The sequence below is a fragment of the Actinomycetospora aurantiaca genome (genome assembly GCF_037401875.1).
Taxonomy (GTDB): Bacteria; Actinomycetota; Actinomycetes; order Mycobacteriales; family Pseudonocardiaceae; genus Actinomycetospora; species Actinomycetospora aurantiaca.
Genome location: NZ_JBBEGN010000017.1, coordinates 1 through 17,271 on the forward strand (window position 1 = coordinate 1; position 17,271 = coordinate 17,271).

15 protein-coding genes are annotated in these 17,271 nt (G+C 75.9%); 6 read left to right on the forward strand and 9 right to left on the reverse strand.

Translation table 11 applies throughout. The features are described from left to right. Window positions 1-164: 164 nt before the first annotated feature. Both speD and WCD74_RS24180 read right to left on the reverse strand, forming a co-directional pair. Complete coding sequence (gene speD / locus WCD74_RS24175; protein WP_337697453.1) at window positions 165-1,418, reverse strand: adenosylmethionine decarboxylase; 1,254 nt, start codon at window positions 1,416-1,418, stop codon at window positions 165-167. Beyond that, window positions 1,415-2,587: a type III PLP-dependent enzyme gene (locus WCD74_RS24180; RefSeq protein WP_337697454.1), complete on the reverse strand. Its 1,173-nt coding sequence runs from the start codon at window positions 2,585-2,587 to the stop codon at window positions 1,415-1,417. Before WCD74_RS24180 ends, speD begins: the two co-directional genes overlap by 4 nt. Before the next feature lie 136 nt (window positions 2,588-2,723). Here WCD74_RS24180 and WCD74_RS24185 point away from each other — a divergent pair, with 136 nt between their 5' ends. Genes WCD74_RS24185 through WCD74_RS24195 form a run of 3 tightly spaced genes read left to right on the forward strand, consistent with a single transcriptional unit; the run spans window position 2,724 to window position 5,823 of the window. Then, window positions 2,724-4,544 carry a hypothetical protein gene (locus WCD74_RS24185; protein ID WP_337697455.1) on the forward strand — a complete coding sequence of 607 codons (1,821 nt, stop codon included), beginning with the start codon at window positions 2,724-2,726 and terminating at the stop codon, window positions 4,542-4,544. Window positions 4,545-4,568: 24 nt separating this feature from the next. Beyond that, window positions 4,569-5,399 carry an SDR family NAD(P)-dependent oxidoreductase gene (locus tag WCD74_RS24190; protein ID WP_337697456.1) on the forward strand — a complete coding sequence of 277 codons (831 nt, stop codon included), beginning with the start codon at window positions 4,569-4,571 and terminating at the stop codon, window positions 5,397-5,399. Window positions 5,400-5,412: 13 nt separating this feature from the next. Continuing rightward, window positions 5,413-5,823, forward strand: a complete 411-nt coding sequence (locus WCD74_RS24195; RefSeq protein ID WP_337697457.1) for a pyridoxamine 5'-phosphate oxidase family protein — start codon at window positions 5,413-5,415, stop codon at window positions 5,821-5,823. A gap of 73 nt (window positions 5,824-5,896) precedes the next feature. Here the strand turns inward: WCD74_RS24195 and WCD74_RS24200 are convergent, their stop codons facing one another. From WCD74_RS24200 to WCD74_RS24210, 3 genes are all read right to left on the reverse strand, one after another. Next, on the reverse strand, window positions 5,897-7,888 hold the full coding sequence (locus WCD74_RS24200) for an ArnT family glycosyltransferase (protein WP_337697458.1): 1,992 nt from the start codon (window positions 7,886-7,888) through the stop codon (window positions 5,897-5,899). Window positions 7,889-7,953: 65 nt separating this feature from the next. Then, window positions 7,954-8,856, reverse strand: a complete 903-nt coding sequence (locus WCD74_RS24205; protein WP_337697459.1) for a TIGR03854 family LLM class F420-dependent oxidoreductase — start codon at window positions 8,854-8,856, stop codon at window positions 7,954-7,956. Further along, complete coding sequence (locus WCD74_RS24210) at window positions 8,853-9,581, reverse strand: glutamine amidotransferase-related protein (protein ID WP_337697460.1); 729 nt, start codon at window positions 9,579-9,581, stop codon at window positions 8,853-8,855. Before WCD74_RS24210 ends, WCD74_RS24205 begins: the two co-directional genes overlap by 4 nt. Before the next feature lie 42 nt (window positions 9,582-9,623). Here WCD74_RS24210 and WCD74_RS24215 point away from each other — a divergent pair, with 42 nt between their 5' ends. Both WCD74_RS24215 and WCD74_RS24220 read left to right on the forward strand, forming a co-directional pair. After that, the gene (locus WCD74_RS24215) at window positions 9,624-10,064 is read left to right on the forward strand and encodes an HIT family protein (RefSeq protein ID WP_337697461.1); all 441 of its coding nucleotides are present in this window, start codon (window positions 9,624-9,626) and stop codon (window positions 10,062-10,064) included. A 238-nt stretch (window positions 10,065-10,302) separates the two neighbouring features. Next, complete coding sequence (locus tag WCD74_RS24220; protein ID WP_337697462.1) at window positions 10,303-10,587, forward strand: hypothetical protein; 285 nt, start codon at window positions 10,303-10,305, stop codon at window positions 10,585-10,587. A 30-nt stretch (window positions 10,588-10,617) separates the two neighbouring features. Here WCD74_RS24220 and WCD74_RS24225 read toward each other — a convergent pair whose 3' ends face one another. Then, a complete protein-coding gene (locus WCD74_RS24225) occupies window positions 10,618-11,679 on the reverse strand; it encodes a tryptophan--tRNA ligase (protein ID WP_337697463.1) in 1,062 nt (353 codons plus the stop codon). A gap of 41 nt (window positions 11,680-11,720) precedes the next feature. Between WCD74_RS24225 and WCD74_RS24230 the strand changes: the two genes are divergently transcribed. Next, window positions 11,721-12,368, forward strand: coding sequence for a Crp/Fnr family transcriptional regulator (locus WCD74_RS24230; protein WP_337697464.1), 648 nt, complete (start codon window positions 11,721-11,723; stop codon window positions 12,366-12,368). Window positions 12,369-12,438: 70 nt separating this feature from the next. Here WCD74_RS24230 and WCD74_RS24235 read toward each other — a convergent pair whose 3' ends face one another. From WCD74_RS24235 to WCD74_RS24245, 3 genes are all read right to left on the reverse strand, one after another. After that, complete coding sequence (locus WCD74_RS24235; RefSeq protein ID WP_337697465.1) at window positions 12,439-13,245, reverse strand: hypothetical protein; 807 nt, start codon at window positions 13,243-13,245, stop codon at window positions 12,439-12,441. Window positions 13,246-13,420: 175 nt separating this feature from the next. After that, entirely contained in the window at window positions 13,421-14,158 is a 738-nt protein-coding gene (locus WCD74_RS24240) for a maleylpyruvate isomerase family mycothiol-dependent enzyme (RefSeq protein WP_337697466.1), read from the reverse strand. Continuing rightward, entirely contained in the window at window positions 14,152-17,265 is a 3,114-nt protein-coding gene (locus tag WCD74_RS24245; RefSeq protein WP_337697467.1) for an adenylate/guanylate cyclase domain-containing protein, read from the reverse strand. The genes WCD74_RS24240 and WCD74_RS24245 overlap by 7 nt, the downstream gene beginning before the upstream one ends. Window positions 17,266-17,271 lie beyond the last annotated feature (6 nt).

The window sequence follows — 17,271 nt, forward strand, 5'->3', positions numbered from 1 at the left end:
AGGCCGGACCGAGAATGGCCGCGACAAGGCGGCGCCGGTCGACGCCGAGTGGGCGTCCATCCGGCCGAGGACGCCCGCCGAACCCGATGAGCGCCCACTCGACACGACGAGCGAGCACCTACGGCGGTCCGACCGACTGTCCGCCCGCCGTAGGTGCTCGGTGATCAACCCCGACGCACGTCGAATGGCAGGATCGCGCCCCGCACGAGCGCTTCGGCGTCCACCGACGACAACGACGGGAACCGGTCCAGCCGCGAGACCGCCAGCGCCACCGGGTCCTCCACGGCGTCCAACCGACCCGTCAGGTACGCCCACTCGTGCTCGTCGGAGCAGTACGGCAGCACCGTCGAGAACACCGACGAGAACCGGGCCGACATCCGCTTCAACGTGTCGTTGCGCCACACCGTCGGACAGCCGGCCTGCGAACACACGACCCCGCCGGGTGCGAGCACCGACGAACACCGCTCCAGGAACGGCGTGCCGTACAGCCGTGCGTGCTGGGCCGGGTCGTCGACCTCCACGGGCTCGTCGGGCAGGTCCACGATCACGACGTCGTACCGGTCGCCCCGCGCCGCGGCCGCCGCCAGGAACTCCCAGCCGTCCTCGTAGTGCACCCGCACGGGCCCGTCGCCCGATTCGGCGACCTCGAGCTCCGCCGCCGAGTAGCCGTACGGCAGCAGCGACGCGCACCGGCGGACGCATTCGGTGTCGATGTCGACGTGGTCCACCACCGACGCTCCCGCCGCCACCGCGAGCTGGGACACGACGCCCTCAGAGGAGCCCACGACCAGCACCCGGTCCAGCCGGTCGGCCAGCAGCAGCGGCGGCACGGCGAGGGCCTCGTGGTAGACGAGCTGGGTCTGCTCGGTCGACTGCCGCTCGCCGTCGCAGAACAGCGAGATGCCCTGCGCCGTCCGCGCGACGATCATGTCCTGCCACGCCGTGCGGCCCCGGAACAGCACCTCGTCGATCCGCCAGCGCCGGCGCATCCCCTCCGCGAGCGGTTCGTCGACCTCCCGCTGCCCGACGACGTCCGGCGCGAGCCCCGCCCCGCGGGCCACGATCTGCGCGCGGACCTCGACGGCGCCGACCTCCCGGCCCAGCACCTCGACGATCCGCTCCGGATCGGCGTGCTCCCCGCAGGTGAAGACGTCCACGAACGCCGCGCCCGCCTCGGGATAGGCGTGCACCGAGGCATGGGACTCGGCCAGCAGTGCGAGCACGGTCGTGCCCTGCGGCTCGAACCGGTGGGCCACGACGTCGAGCACCGTGGCGCCCCCGGCGTCGAGCGCGGTGCGCAGCGCGCGGGTCACGGCGGCCTCGTCACCGAGCAGCGCGGCGGAGACCCCGCGCAGCTCGGCGAGCACGTGGCGCCCGGCGAACGAGGGGGCAGGAGCGGAGACGGCGGACGTCGTCAATCAGGGGTCCTCTCAGGGGTAGGAGGGCGAACGGTGAACGTCGGCAGCGGTGGCAGGCCGTTGAAGCCGACGGAGGCATAGCTGGACGTGTAGGCGCCCGCGCCGAGGAACTCGACGACGTCGCCCGGGACGAGGTCGACCGGCAGCCGGACGTCCGCACGGCGGTAGAGCACGTCGTCGCCGTCGCAGGTCGGGCCGGCCAGCACCACCGGGCCGAGCTCGGCGTCGGGCGGATGCCCCGGGCAGCGCAGCCGGTACACGATCATCTCGGCCTCGGTCTCGGCGAGTCCCTGGTAGCGGCCGACGTCGAGGTAGACCCAGCGCCGTCCGGCCCGCTCGGTCACGAGCACGACCTCCGCCACGAGCACGCCGGCGTCCGCCACGAGCACCCGGCCGGGCTCGGCGACCAGGTGCGGACGCCACCCGTCGAGCTCGGCGTCCACCGCCGCCGCGATGTCCTGCAGGCCCGGGACGGGGCCCGCCGCGTGCACCGTCGGGAAGCCGCCCCCGAGGTTCAGCTCGGCGACCGGCCCGCCGAAGACCGCCGCGGCGCGACGACAGGCCGCGATGCCCCGTCGCCACGACGACGGGTCGGTCTGCTGCGAGCCCGGGTGGAAGCCGAGGCCGTGCGCGCGGAGACCGGCCTCGTCGGCCCGGCGCAGGAGCGCCGCGGCCTCGTCGGGCGGAACGCCGAACTTGCCCGCGAACGGGGTCGCGGACCCGTCGTCGTCCACGGCCAGCCGCACCGTCACCGCGGCTCCCGGCGCCTCGCGGGCGAGCAGATCGACGTCGGCGGCGGAGTCGGTGGTGAAGCGGGTGACTCCCGCGGCGACCGCGGCGCGGACGTCGGACGGCTTCTTGACGGGGTTGCCCCAGCTCATCCGGCGCGGGTCCACCCCGGCGAGCAGGCACGCGTCGAGTTCTCCCACGGACGCGAGATCCACGCTGGCGCCGAGGCCCGCGAGGAGCGAGAGCACCTCCGGGTGCGGGTTCGCCTTGACCGCGTACGCAGGCTCGATCTGGGGGAAGGCACGCGTGAAGGTCCGGTAGGCATCCCCGACGACGGCGAGGTCCAGCTCCAGACGGGGGCTGGTGCTAGGCCTTCCGGACGACGGATAGGGCCAGGTCAGCGCGCCCTCGTGCGCCTGCACGGCCCGCTGTGCACCCACACGCTCCATCGTGCCTGTAACCGAGCACCCGCGAAGTGCGAAACGACTGACGTGAGACGTATCGGACGCGTACTGTCCGAGATCTCCTGATCTGGCGGGATCGGGAGTGGCGGGTCGGGGAGAAAGCAGGACAGGTATGCCTTCGGGCTCCCAGGGAGGATGGGAGACGGGTCGGCGGCGGCAGCGGTGGCCGCACTGGTCGGCCCGCAGCACGGCGGTCACCGGGCTCTTCGCGGTGGCCGTGACGGCGGCAGCACTCGGGGTGGGGCGCACGGTCGTGGCGCCTCCCGGTCCGAGCGAGCAGGCCGCCGGGACGGCGGGTACCTCGCGCACGCTCGTGCCCGGGACCACCGAGGAGGAGGCCCCGGCCAGGCGCGGCAGCCTGCCGGCGACCACCACCACGCCGCCGCTCGGCGAGCCGGACACGGGCACGGCGGACGACGACGCCCTCGCCCCACCTCTGACCCCCATCCCGGTGCCGGGCTCCCGCGCGCCGTCCAGCGCGCCCGCCCCGGCCACCAGCACCCCCTCAGGATGGGACCCGCCGTTGGCGCCCATCGTCCCCGGAGGCGCAGCCCCGGCGGCGCCGCCGTCGTCGTCCGAGGCGCCGGCGGCCCCCGCGTCACCGGTCGTGCCGGCACCCGCGTCGCCGGTCGTCCCGGCTCCGGTGCTCCCCGGGCCCGGCGCGGGGCAGGCACCGACCGCCGAACGGCCCGGGGTGCTCGACCTGCCGGGCCGGGTGCTCGGCACGCCCGAGCCCGCCCCGGAACGCACCCCGGAGGAGACCCGCGACCGGGCGCCGCGGCCCGAGCGCACCGAGGCGGACCGGCCCGCCGCGAACGACCGCGAGGAGCGGGCTCCCGGTGGTCGGGACCGCGGCGGCGAGCGCGGGGACGACGGCGCCGCGGAGGACCGCGCGCCGCGGACCGCCGCCCTCCCGGCCGCCGCGCCGGCCGGCTGGCCGATCCCGCTGCTCGGCCCGAGCAGCTCCGACGCCCCGTCGTCCTCGGCCACCACCACCGCCGACCTGCCCGGCGAGGCGACCTCCACCGGTACCGGGTCGACGCTCACGCCGAGCCGTGGCACGGCGACCGGCGGCGCCCTCCCCGAGGGCTGGCCGGTCCCGACCCTGGGGACCGCGTCCACGGACGCCCCTCCCGGGTCGTCCGACGCGATCACCACGACGACGGGGCCGGGTGCGGCCACCCGCAGCACCGGCACCGACGACCCGACCGCGACGTCGGCCCCGGGCACCCGCGTCCAGGCCCCGGGGTCAGGTCAGCGGTCGGCGCCGACCACGGCGAGCGCGCCCGCCGACGAGCCGGAGTCCACGCGGACCGACCCGACCACGGGCGTCACCACCACGCGGAGCCGCTCGGTCGACCCGGGCAGCGGGGCGGTGACGACGCGGTCGACCACCACCGATCCCGGCAGCCGCTCGCGGACCAGCCAGACGACGACCCGGTCCGCCGACTCCTCGAGCGTGGAGGTCACCACCACGCGGGAGTCGACCGACGAGGACGAGCCGACGTCCACCCGCTCGGCCGAGCCGTCGTCGGAGTCGTCCCGGGAGTCGCGGGAGTCGCGGGAGTCGTCGAGCGGATCGTCGTCGAGGTCCACCAGCTCGTCCGCACCGAAGTCCTCGTCGTCCCCGAAGTCGTCCCCGAAGTCCTCGTCCTCCTCGAAGGCCTCGCCGACCTCGCGGTCGTCCAGCTCGTCGGTGAAGTCCAGCACCTCGCAGGACTCCGACGGCTCGACCGTCCGCGAGACGACGACCTCCGACGACGAGGGCAACAGCGTCACCAAGCGCAGCGTCACGTCCTCCGACGGCGAGTCGAAGACGGTGTACAGCGCCCAGTCCTCGGACGGGCAGTCGTTCGAGTACGAGACGTCCGCCGGGTCGGTCGCCGACACGGGTGGCACCGAGAGCTGGTGGTCGCGCCTCTGGTCGTGGTGAGCCGCCAGCGGGTACAGGGCCGGGATGCCGCTGCCGCCTCCCGGACCCGACACCCACGTCCTCGTGACCGGCGCCTCCTCCGGGATCGGCGCCGAGATCGCGCGGGTGCTCGCCGCCCGGGGGTACCCGACCCAGCTCGTCGCCCGCCGCGAGGAGGCGCTCGCCGACCTGGCCGCCGAGCTCACGACGACCTCCGGGCTCGCCAACGAGGTGCACGCCGCGGACCTGGGTGACGATGCCGGCCGGGACGCGGTCCGCGACCTCGTGCTCCACGACGAGCGCATCGTCGGGCTGGTCAACGCGGCGGGTTACGGGGTCACCGGGCGCGTCGCGTCCCTCGCCGACCGGGCCGAGGACCGCGCGGCGCTCGACGGCCTGGTCCGGCTCAACGTCCTCGCCCTGCACGACCTCACCGTCGCCGCCGTCGGGGCGTTCGTCGGGCGGGCCCGCGCGACCCGCCGGAGCGCCGCGATCCTCAACGTCTCCTCGATCACCGCCTTCCAGCCGCTGCCCGGCGTCGCGAGCTACGCGGCGAGCAAGGCGTTCGTGCAGTCGTTCTCCGAGGCGGTGCACGCGGAGCTGGCCGGCACCGGCATCTCCCTCACCACCCTCAGCCCCGGCCTCACCCGCACCGGGTTCGCCGACGCGGCCGACACCGACGCGTTCGACAAGGCGCCCGACCTCGTCGTGGGTGAGGCCGCGGACGTCGCCGAGGCCGGGGTCGCGGCCATGGCGGCCGGCCACCGCAGCGTCGTGCCCGGTCTCGTGAACCAGCTCAGCGCGGCGGGAGGACGGCTCGCACCCCGGACCCTGCTGCTCCCGGCCATCAACACCGCGATGGACTGGTTCGGCTGAGATCATCGTCGTCGTGACCGTCACCGCAGCCGACCTGCACGCCCGCGGCGAGGAGTTCGCCGAGTTCTGGCGCGAGTACCACCTCTGCACGCTGACCACCCTGCGCCGCGACGGCAGCCCGCACGTCGTCCCCGTCGGCTGCACGCTCGACCTCGACACCGCCATCGCCCGCGTCATCACGTCCGGCACCAGCGCCAAGGCCCGTCACGTGCGCGCGGCCGGCGAGGGCGGGGCACGGGTTGCCGTCACCCAGGTCGACCGCGCGCGGTGGTCCACGCTCGAGGGCCTCGCCGTCGTCCGCGACAGCCCGGAGGAGGTCGCGGACGCCGAGGCCCGCTACGCCGCGCGCTACCGCACCCCGCGGGAGAACCCGCGCCGCGTGGTCCTCGAGATCAGGCTGACGCGCGTCCTCGGTTCCCGCTGACACGGCTCGCCCGAGGTGAACGGACCCTCACGTGGCGCCGGGAGGGTCGGCGGGACGCGTCAGGGACTGTTGATCATGACGTCGGGTGGGTCAGGTCGTACACGACCGTCCCGCCTACGGTGGTGGGCGTGTAGTGCTGCGTCACCCACGCCGTGATCTGCACGGTCGTGTCCGAGCCACCGGTGTCCGGCACCGACGTGAGGCCCTCGCCGAGGAACCAGTGCACCCGCCCGGCGGCGACGAGCGCCTGGAACTCGGCGAGCGTGGGGGAGGGGTCGGTGCCGTTGAACCCGCCGAGCGGCATGACCGGGGAGCCCGTCGCGAGCTGGTAGCCCGCCGCGGGCATCGAGCCGACGGTCGCGGCCACCCACGTGTACCCCGCCGCTCCGGCCTGCAGGAACGACGTGAGCTCCGCCGACGGTTCGGACGCCCGCAGCAGGGCCATCGCGCCGCCGGGACCACCGCGCCGGGCCCCGCCGTCGCCACCGTCGGATGTCAGCCGTGGGCCACCACTGACACCGGGTGGCAGCTGTGGGCCACCGCTGACACCCGGACCCGGGCCACCCCGTCCTCCCGACCCACCACCGGGGCCCGACGACGGACCTGCCGTCGGGATGATCTCGGTGTGCCCCGTCGCCGCGGTGACCGCGGAGTACGCGGCGGGGCCGCCGAGGCCGGCGACGAGGGCGGTCGTCACCACGCCCAGGGGCAGCGCGCGACGACCGACCCTGCCCGCCAGCACGATCCCGACCGCCGCCAGCGCCCCAGCGACCAGCACCACCACCCGCAGCCACGGCACGAACGACGGCGTCTCCCGCAGGAGCCACCAGGCCCAGCCCGCCGTCACGAGCACCGCGACGGTAAGCGTCCACCGTGCCCGCGCCCGCCACGCCTCGACCACGCCGACGGCGGCCAGCGCCGCGATCCACGGCGCCAGGGCGACCGCGTAGTAGGGGTGGATGATCCCGGCCGCGAGGCTGAACACGACGCCCGTGACCAGCAACGATCCGCCCCACAGCAGCACGGCGGCCCGCCGCCGGTCCGTGCGGGCGGCCCGCCCCACGAGCGCCAGCACCGCGACCCCGAGGACCAGCGCGAGCGGCAGCAGCCACGACACCTGGTCCGCCATCGAGCCGGTGAGCAGCGCCGACCAGGAGTCCGTGGAGGTCGCACCCCCACCACCCGGTCCGCCGCCCCCGCCGCCGAGCTGACCGGTCTCGTCGCCCGTCAGCCGCCCCACGCCGTTGTAGCCGAACGCCAGCGACAGCACGCTGTCGTCCTGCGAGCCGCCGACGTACGGCCGCGCCCCGCTCGGCCACAGCTCGACCACCGCGACCCACCACCCGGCCGACACCAGCAGGGCCGCGGTCGCGGGCAGCAGGGCGAGCAGGCGACGTCGCCCGGTCCCCGGCCCGGCGACGAGGAAGACCGCGGCGAACGCGGGCAGCACCAGGAAGGCCTGCAGCGACTTCGTCAGGAACCCCGTCCCGACGAGCGCCGCCGCGAGCACCAGCCACCACGACGACGCCCGCAGGGAGGGCGCGTCCACGGACCGCACCACGGCGTACGCGGCGGCGACCAGCAGCAGGCACAGCAGGGCGTCCGGGTTGTCGAAGCGGAACATCAGCGTCGCCACCGGCGTCAGCGCGAACGCGAGTCCCGCCAGGAGCCCCGCGACCGGCCCGGACCACCGGCGCACGGCCGCCGTCAGGAACCCGACCGCGCCGACCCCCAGGAGTGCCTGCGGCACCAGCAGCGACCACGACGAGAGCCCGAACAGCCGCACCGACAGGCCCAGCACCCACAGCGACGCCGGAGGCTTGTCCACCATGATCGACGCCGGTGCGTCCGACGCCCCGAAGAACCACGCCGTCCAGCCCTGCGACCCGGACTGCGCCGCCGCGGCGTAGAACGCGTTGCCCCACCCGCTCGCCGACAGCCCCACGAGGTAGAGCGCGGCGGTGCCGAGGAGCAGCGCCGTGACGGCGACCGGGTACCACCGGCGGGCGGGACGAACGACCCGGTCCTCGCGCTCGGGTGCTCGGACGGGCGACAGCAGGCTCATGACGACGAGCCTCGGCGCCCGGGGTGATCACCGGGTGGGACCGACCTGTGCGGCCCCTGTGCACCTCAGGTCTGCAGGGGCGCGAGCTCCGCGGCGAAGCCGTCGAGGAACTCCTCGGTCGACCGTGGCGTCGACGCGGGACGCACCACGAACTTGGTGATGCCGCCCTCGACGAACTCCCCGACGAGCCGGCGAGCCTCCGCCCAGTCGGTCGCCACCAGCCGGGACGGGTCCTCGGCGTCCGGACGGCGGTGCGCCGAGGACGCGCGGGCCCGCTCGACGTCGGCGTCCGAGGCGCCGTCGGGCAGCACGAGCAGGTTCGTCCCGTAGTGGTCGTCCTCGACCTCGCGACCCGCCGCGTCCGCCGCCTCCGCGATCACCCTCCGGGCGGCCGCCGCCTCGGTCGGCGTGACGAAGGAGGCGAGCCAGCCGTCCCCGAGCCGCCCCACGCGCCGGAGCGCCGCGGGGACCAGGCCGCCCAGCCACAGGTCCAGCGGCTTCACCGGGCGCGGCTCGACCGACGCCTCGTCGAGGTCGAAGAACTCCCCGTGGTGCGTGACGACGGGTTCGCCGAGCAGCCGCCGCACGACGACCAGCGCCTCCTCGAACACCGCGGCCCGGCGCCCGTCGACCGGGTACATCGTGCGCTCCGCGGCCGTCGCCGGCTGCAGCCCGAACACGGGCAGGATGCGGCGCGGCGCCAGCGCGGCCAGCGACGCGAGCTGGTGGGCGACGACCGCCGGGTTCCGCCCGGGCAGCACGACCACGCCGGTGCCGAGCTTGAGGTGCTCGGTGCGGCCCGCGGCCCAGCCCAGGGCGATCAGCGGTTCGACGGCGGGTGCGGCGATCCGGTCGGGGAACCACACCGAGTCGATCCCGCGCCGCTCACAGCCGTCGACCAGCTCGAGGGTGGCCGCGGCCGGGTCGTCGCGCGACGGCCCGGCACCGAGGCCCAGACGGACACTCACGCGCCCACCTCCAGCTCCGCGGGCACGAGCCCGGCCCGCTGCCCGAAGTCGTCGAACAGCCGCCACGCCCGGACCCGCGAGGACTCCGCCCGCTCCGCGACCTCGGCCCGCAGCCCCGCCGTCGAGATGCCCAGCTCGTCGAACCGGTCCTCCAGCGGGGTCCCCGCCCAGCGCCCCGCCCAGATCTCGAACTCGGCCGGCGTGATCTCGGGGTGGAACTGCACCCCGAGGTGCGCGCCCAGCCGGAAGGCCTGGTCGCAGCGCTCCGACCGGGCGAGGACCTCCGACGTGGGCGGTGCGGTGAACGAGTCGAAGTGGAACTCCATCCACGGGCCGTCGTCGATGGCGTCGCAGGAGGACACGATCGTCCGGAAGCCGTTCTCGTGCCGCCCGTCGGCGCGGTTCGCGCTCCCGCCGAGTACCCGGGCGAGCAACTGCCCGCCGAAGCAGATCCCGAGGACCGGTGTCCCGGCGGCGATGGCCCGCTCCACGTACGCGATCTCCGACGCCAGCCACGGCACGGAGTCGTCCCACGCCCCCTCGATGGACCCCAGCACCGCGATCGCGTCCACGTCCGACGGCGGCGGGAGCTCCGTGCCCGCCACGGCCGGGAGCACCGTGACGCCGCGATCCCGGGCCCACGACGCGAGGGTGCCGGCCTGGACCAGCACGGTCTCCGGGGTCGTGTCGTGGCCGATCACCAGCAGGGTGGGGGAGGAGGACATACCCGGTGCAACGCACGCGGTGGCGCCGACCATCCTGGGACGGTGCCGAAACCGTGTGCCTTCTGCGCGATCGTCGCCGGGGACGCCCCGGCCCACGAGGTCCACCGCGACGAGGCGACGGTCGCCTTCCTCGACCTCAAGCCGGTCTTCGGCGGCCACGTGCTGCTGGTGCCGCGCGGGCACGTGACGACGCTGGCGGACCTCCCCGCGGAGCAGGTCCCGGGCTTCTTCGCGCTCGCGCAGCGCCTGGAACGGGCGGTGGAGACGGCGATGGACGTGCCCGGGTCGCTCGTGCTGGTCAACAACGTGGTGAGCCAGTCCGTGCCGCACCTGCACCTGCACGTCATCCCCCGACGACCCAAGGACGGTCTGCGGTTCTTCCTCGGGCCCCGTCACCCCTACTCGGACCCGGACGAGGCCGAGTCGGTCGCGCAGCGCATCGGATCGGCGCTCCGGGACGATCACGACGACGACCCCGGCTGAGCCGACCAGCGCAGAGCTGGGAGCGCCGAACAGCGTCCCGTGTGGATGCGAACGGCGCCAAGCGGTGCATGCGACGCGCTCAGCGGTCTCAGGTTGTGCGTCCGATCGAGTGGTTTGGTCGCTTCCTCACAGGTTGTGCTGCGATAGTCACGGTGCGCGGACGGGTCGGGTCGAGCAACCGGCCGGTAACCGTCCGCGACGCCCGACGACGCCGACAGCGCCATCCGTGGAGGTTGAGATGACGGTCCTGACGTGGGTCGCCGTTCTCGTCGGAGCGTGGTGCGCCGTCTCGGTGGTGGCGGCCCTCGGCCTGGGGGCCCTGCTGCGCCGCGGCGCGGCCGTGGACGACGACCTGGTCGAGCAGGGCCGGGACCGTGACGTGTCCCGGGGCGCGATGGCCCTGTGGCTGGCCGAGCTCCCCACCGTGCCCGACACCCCCGCCGAGCTGGTCGACGACCTGCCGGCCCCGCGCCGCCCGCGCGACGTCGACTCCGGCATGAACGAGGTGCCCTCCGCGCGCTGAGCCGCGCCACACACGGGGTCGGGAAGGCCCTCAGGCGATCCCGACCGCGTGGCGCACCGAGCGCAGCACCCGCCCCGCCCGCTCGCGGGCGATCTCGCCGCCCTTCGCGAGCGCGTCGTCGAGCTCGCTGCCCGGCTCCATCAGGGCCTCGTAGCGCTCCCGCATCGGCGCCAGCCGCTCCTCGAGCACGTCGGCGAGCTGGTTCTTCAGGTCGCCCCAGCCCACCCCGCCGGCCTCGAGGCGGGTACGGGTGTCCGCGACGACGTCGTCGGGCGCGAACTGGGCGAGGATCTGGAACACCGCGGACGAGTCCGGGTCCTTCGGGGCCTCGACGGGCGTGGAGTCGGTCGGGATCCGCCGTACCAGCTTGCGCAGCTTCGGCGCGGGCAGGAACAGCGGGATGTAGTTGTCGTAGGACTTCGACATCTTGCGGCCGTCGAGCCCGGGCAGGGTGTGACCCGTCGTCTCCGGCGGGATCACGGCCTCCGGCACGACGAAGCGGTACCGCGAGCCGTAGAGGTGGTTGAAGCTGCCGGCGATGTCGGCGGCGATCTCCACGTGCTGGGCCTGGTCGCGCCCGACCGGCACCGCGTGCGCCTCCATGATCAGGATGTCGACGGCCATGAGGATCGGGTAGTTGTAGAGCCCCATGTTGACCCCGGCGTCCGGGTCCTCACCCGCGGCGACGTTCGCGTCCCGCGCCGCCTTGTACGCGTGCGCCCGGTTCATCAGGCCCTTGCCGGTGATGCACGAGAGGACCCAGGTCAGCTCGAACGTCTCCGGGACGTCGGACTGCCGGTAGAACACCGTGCGCTGCGGGTCCAGGCCGGCGGCGAGCCAGGTCGCGGCGACCGACCGGGTCCAGTGCGCGAGCTGCTCGGGGTCCCGGGCGGTGGTGAGCGCGTGGTAGTCGGCGATGAAGTACAGCGACTCGTACTCCCCGGCCGCCATCTCGATCGCCGGCTCGATCGCGCCGATCAGGTTGCCCAGGTGGGGTTCCCCGGTCGGCTTGATGCCGGTCAGGGAGGTCTTCCGCGTCGCCGCCCCCTCGAGGGTCGAGCTCCGCTGCGCTCCGTCTCCCGCACTGCTCACGGTGATCGAGCCTATCGCCCGCCCGCACTAGGGTTCCGCACGTGGAGCTGCTCGCGGACATGTCGGCCGAGGACCGCCGCCAGGTGCTCGCGAGCGGACGCCGGCGCCGCTTCTCGCCGCGCGAGGTGGTGTTCCACGAGGGCGACCCGGCGGACACGTTCCTGCTCATCGACTCCGGACGGGTGGCCGTCCGGGCGGCGACGCCGATGGGCGACACGGTGACGTTCGCGGTGGTCGGGCCGGGCGAGACCGTGGGTGAGCTCGCGCTGATCGACTCCGGCGCTCGGCGCTCGGCGTCGGTGATGGCGCTGGAGGCGACCGAGGCCTGGTCGTTCTCGGCCGAGACCTTCCACCGGTTGCGCCGCACCAACGCGGGCGCCGACGCGTTCGTGCTCCAGACCCTCGCGGGCCAGGTGCGCCGGCTCTCGGGGCTGCTCGTCGAGGCGCTGCACCTGCCGGTGGAGACCCGCGTGCTGCGCCGGCTCACCGACCTGGAGCGGCAGTACCGCGGCACCTCCTCGCCGACCCTGATCCCGCTGACGCAGGAGGAGCTGGCGTCCCTGGCGGGCGCGAGCCGGGCGACGGTCAACAAGGTGCTCCGTACGGTCGCCGCCGAGGGTCTGCTGGAGCTGCGTCGCGGCCGCGTCGTGGTGCTCGACCCGGCGGGGCTGGAACGGGCGGGTTCCTGACGGCGGGTGCACGGTCCCCGTGCGAGCAATGCGTCACTGCCGGCGCCCGGTGACAGGAAAGGCGGCTCCGTCAGCCCGCCTCGTGCAGCGGCGCGTGCCGGCGGCGGGCCCGCCACTCGCTGCGGTGCGCCAGCATGACGGCGCCCGGGCGCATGCGGCCGAACTCCTTCTGGATCGCGGCGATCCGGTCGAGCACCGGGCCGCGCGTCCCGGTGGCGGACGCGGTGGCGTAGGGACGGGTCGTCGCGAGGTGGCCGACCCCGGTGCGGTCCAGGGCGGCGTCCAGGAACGCCGCGGACGGGCAGCCGGCGCCCGGGACGACCAGCTCGATCGTCGCGACGCCGTCGCACCGGGTCGCCAGGTGGCGCGGGACGTCGGCCGCGGCCGGCACGGTCAGCGCGACGGGGCCGCGGGCGAGGCGCTCGTCGAGGGCGGTCAGGAACTCCGCGGGGGACTGGTGCAGGGCGTCGACGTCGACCAGGTCCATCACCCGGGACCGCGTGGTGATCAGGGCGGGCCGCCACGAGGCAGGGCGGTCCAGGCCGCGGCGCACCGCGTCCACCACCTCGGTGTCCGGGTGGAAGGTCAGCGCGTAGCCGGCGCCGGAGCCGTGGAACACCGGCGTCCCGAAGGCGACGGCCGTCGCGGCCAGCGAGCGGTCACCCGCGTCGGACAGCGAGAGCCGGTGGCTGGACCAGTCGGTGCGCCAGAAGCGGTCGAGCTCGGCGCGCTCGGCGACCGAGAGCCGCCGCCCGAACACGGCCTCGGCCAGGGCGTGCGCGTCCATCGGCTGCTCCTGGGGACGGGGTGCGGAGCGCGCCGGACGCGGGGTCGTCATGAGGCCGGTGAGGTGGGTCGGGTCGGTGGTGACGGGCATCGCCGGGGCCTCCTCGGGTGGGCGGTCGCGCTGGGGATGACCCTGCCCGCCCGGGGCGCGCCCGTCCGTCCACCCGCCGACCCCCGCTGTGTCAGCGATCCGACACAAGGTGGCTCCGCCCTGTGAGTACTTGTGGCGGCGATAGCCGCCACAAGTACTCACGAGGCGAAGCCACCTACGGCCCCGGGAACCACGTCTTGAACGCCCGCGCACCCTCGTCGACCTGCAGCGCGGGATCGTCGGCCCCGACCCGCCCGAGGGCGAAGCGCAGCAGCGCGGTGTCGGAGTCCGAGCGCACGGTGGCGGTCGGCGCCAGGTCGACCGCCGCCCACGCCCCGTCGACCACGCCGAACCGCAGGTCCAGCGTCGGACCCTGCAGCGCCACGACCGTGCCCTCCGCGGTGACCTGCCCCGCCGTCGCGGCCAGCACCGGGAACACCGCGGGCAGCACGACGCCGGTCGCCGTCACGACGTCCGCCCCCAGCTCCCCGTCCCGGCCGAGGGCGGCGGCGAGGTCGTCGGCGTGCACCCCGGCCTCCATCGCGAACACCTGCAGCGCGAACGCCGCCGGGATCCCGCCGAAGGGGATCGTCACGGACCCCTCGCCCACGCCCGGCCGGTCCAGCGCCGCGACCAGGTCGGCCACCGACGCCCGCAGGGCGGCCAGCACCGCGGACGGCCCGCCGTCGGGCTCGATCCCGACGCCCGAGCCGTCCTCGCCCGCCCCCGCGCGCCGCAGCGCGTCCGCCTCCATCGACGTGCCCCACGCGCCGTGCCGGGCGAGGTCGAGCACGCTCCAGCCCGCGCAGCGGGTCGGGAGGGCCCACCCGTCGTCGGGAAGGGTCTCCAGCACCTCGAGCGCCCCGCCCCAGCAGCGGGCGACGGCCTCGCGGGCCTGCACGTCGGTCAGCATCGGCTGCGTCCTTCCACGAGGAGTTCGGCGCGGGAGCGTGCGGCGGCGCGGACGGCGCCCGTGGCCTCGTTGAGGTCCAGGGCGGCCCGGAAGAGCGGGCCAGCGTCGTCCCCGGCCGCGCGGGCTGCGAGCCCGCGGAAGTGGTCGGCCGCGCCGAGGCACAGCGCCCCCGACCCCACGACGACGACGAGCCCGGCCCACGGCTCGAGCAGGTCGCGCAGCCGGGCACCGGCGGCGGCGTCGCCGACGAGCTCGGCGGTCTCCGCGCACTCCGCCAGCAGGAACGCCCGGGCCCCGTCGTCGCCGAGCACCGCGAAGTCGTCCGCCGCGCTCCGGCGCAGCAGGTCGGCGGCCTCCTCGAGCCGCCCGGCCCGTGCCAGGCCCACGGCCACGTGCACCCACGTCCGGCCGCCGACGGCCTGCGCCATGCCCCGCAGCGTCGGGACCGCCCGGTCGGGCGTGCCGAGCGCGGTGTGCAGGGTGAGCAGCTGGACCGAGTGCACCTGCCCGGTGTCGCCGTAGTGCCAGCGCTCGCCCTCGACGCGGAAGTGCTCCACGGCCTCCGCGGCGGCGTCCAGGTCGCCGTGGTGGAGCAGCATCGCCGCCCGCCACATCGCGGGGTACCAGAGCAGCAGGGGGCGTCCGAGCCGCACCGCGAGTGCGGACGCCTCGTCGGCCAGCGCGACCGCCTCGCCGGTGGACCCCAGCTCGAGCAGGTCGACCATCCGCAGCCGCAGCGCCTCGAACTCCCGCTCGCCGTCCCCGGCCGCGCGGGCGGCGTCGACGAGCTCGGAGTCCGCCGCGAGGCGGTCCGCCAGCGCCGACGGGGCGGCCAGGGTCGGACGACGCGCCAGCAGGGCGTAGGCGAGGGCCCCGGGGTCGTGCGCGGCGCGGGCGAGCGCGACCGCCTCCTCGCCGAGCACCCCCGCCGTCGGGACGTCCCCGCCGTAGCCGCGTGCCCGCGCCGTCGCCGCGAGCAGCCGCGCCCGCAGGCCGGTCTCGCCGGTCGGGGTCAGGGCGAGGGCGTCGTCGAGCAGCTGCAGCGAGCGGGCGCCCCAGCGACTGCGCGGCAGGCGGCTGTCGAACAGGGCGTCCTCGTAACCCAGGGCCGCGGCCGCCCGGGCCTCGTGGGTGCCGGGAGCGGCCGCGTCGGCGACCGCGGCGAAGGCCTCCATCGCCTCGGGCAGCCACCCGGCGCGGCGCAACGCCTCCGCGCGGCGCAGACGACGGTGGGCGCGGGCGGCGGACGGTGCCGGGTCGGCGGCGGTCCCGAGGTCGTGGGCGCGGGCGAAGAGCTCCGCGGCGTGCAGCGGCTCGCTCCCGATGGCCGCCTCGCCCGCCTCGGTGAGCGCCAGGGCGGCCCGCCGCGCCAGCGCGGTGCGGTCGAGCTGCCCGCCCAGGACCGGGGCCTCGTCGTGCGCCGCGGCGAGGTGCCGGCCGACCCGTTCGGCCCGGCGCGGCCCCCCGCGCCGGTCCAGCCAGTCCGCGAACCGCTCGTGCAGCACCGCGCGCCGCGCGCGGGGCAGGGTCGCGTACGCGGTCTCCTGCAGCAGGCTGTGCCGGTAGGTGTACGACGACGGGTCGACGACGTCGGGATGCGGCCCGCGCAGCAGCCCGGAGCCGGTCAGCTCGGCGAGCGGGGACGCGGGCTCGGCGACCCCGAGGTCGGGCAGCGCGGAGGCGGGCAGGGTGCGGCCGGCGACCGAGCCCTGCCCGAGCAGCGTGCGCGACGGCGGGGGGAGGGCGTCGAGCTGGCCGAGGTAGATCGCGCGGACCGTGCTCGGCACCGTCGGCTCCCCGGCGCGGCCCGCCTGCTCCCACGCCCGCAGCAGCTCCACGACGAACAGCGGGTTGCCGCCCGCCGCCGCCCGCACCTGGTCGACGACGGTCGGCGGCAGATCCGGGGCGCGGTCGGCGACGATCCCGACGACGTCCTCGTCGGACAACGGGTCGAGCACCAGCACCGGGCCGTCGGGCGCGAGGGCCTCCGGGCGCGCAGTGGTGAGCAGCAGGCGCGCGGTGCGGTGCGGTGCGGCGGTGGCGTGGGCGAGGAAGGCGTGCAGGTCGGCGCCCGCGAGGTGGACGTCGTCGAGCACCCACACCGGGGTCGGGCCGCCCGGTTCGCCGTGCGCGTCGAGCACTGCGGTCCACGAGGTCCACAGCTCCTGCGGCCGACCCGCGAGCTCGCCCCCGGTGAGCAGGGCCTCGGTGTGCGCCGCCGAGAGCTCCGCGCGGGCCCCGGTGTGCCCGTGCCGCGCGAGCCGGGCCCCGATCTCGTCCGGCACGACGCCGGCCGCGGTCAGCAGCGCCGCGACCGGCGCGTAGGTGGGTTCCTCGCGGCGCACCCGGACCAGCCAGACCGGTCCGTCGCCGTGGTCGCGGAACTCCTCGACCAGGCGGGTCCGCCCGACGCCGGGTGGGGCGAGGACGGTGAGGCGGGCGGCGCCGCGCGCGGCGTGGTGTGCGGCCCGGAGCCGGGCGAGGTCGGCGTCGCGGCCCCGGAACCGGTCGGTCGACGGGCGCGCGCGGGTCGACCCGGCCCGCCGTCCGGACACCCGGTAGGCCGCGACCCGCTCGGTCCGGCCCTTGAGCGCGACGTCGCCGAGCGGGTCGAGGGCGACGGCGGTCCCGACGGCGAGCGCGGTCTCCGGCCCGACGACGACGGTGCCCGGCTCGGCCGCGGACTGGAGGCGCGCGGCGGTGTTGACGACGTCGCCGGAGAGCCGCCAGCCGCCGTCGGCGGCCCACGTCACGACGACCTCGCCGGTGTGCACCCCGACCCGGGCCGCGAGGGTGCCCGGCGGCAGCCCGATCCCGGCCTCCACCCCGGCCAGCGAGTCGAGGACCGCCAGACCGGCGCGGACCGCGCCCACGGCGTCGTCGGGACCGAGCACGGGCAGTCCGAAGGTGGCCAGCACCGCGTCGCCGATGTACTTCTCCACCTGCCCGCCCGCGGCCGCGACCAGGGCGGAGACCTGCGAGAAGTAGTGGTCCTGCAGGACGGCGACGTCCTCGGCGTCGAGCTCCTCGACCAGGCCGGTGAACCCGACGAGGTCGACGAACAGGACGTGGACGAGGCGGCGCTCCGGGGGGCGGGCACTCGTCACCCTGCA